Here is a 417-nt window from a genome sequence, read left to right as displayed (position 1 = left end):
ACCGAGTTGAACCGCCGTCTCCACGAGCTCGAAATCGAGTTGCGCCGTCTTGAGAACGAGCGAGAGGAACTCACTGCCGCCTACAAGGAGGCCGAAGCTGGCCGCAAGGCTGAGGAACAGCGCTCACAGAGATTGACGGCTGAGTTCGGCCAGTTCCGTCATGAGGCTGAGCGTCGTCTGCAAGAGAAGGAAGAAGAAATCGAAGCCATCCGCAAGCAGACAAGCATCGAAATCGAACAGCTGAACGCTCGCGTCGTGGAAGCCGAGACTAAATTGAAGTCTGAAGTCACACGCATCAAGAAGAAGTTGCAAATCCAGATTACTGAACTGGAACTCTCTCTTGATGTGGCCAACAAGACCAACATTGACCTCCAGAAGACCATCAAGAAGCAGTCTCTGCAGCTTACTGAGATCCAG

The 417-nt window shown here is 53.0% G+C and carries 1 protein-coding gene; it reads left to right on the top strand.

Annotated features, from left to right (window positions below; translation table 11 throughout):
- Positions 1-417 (top strand): hypothetical protein (locus F0U44_RS24055; protein WP_188113640.1); only part of this gene is annotated, 417 nt, incomplete at both ends.

It is taken from the genome of Nocardioides humilatus (genome assembly GCF_008373755.1).
Taxonomy (GTDB): Bacteria; Actinomycetota; Actinomycetes; order Propionibacteriales; family Nocardioidaceae; genus Nocardioides; species Nocardioides humilatus.
This window is presented reverse-complemented; position numbering and strand designations above follow the sequence as displayed.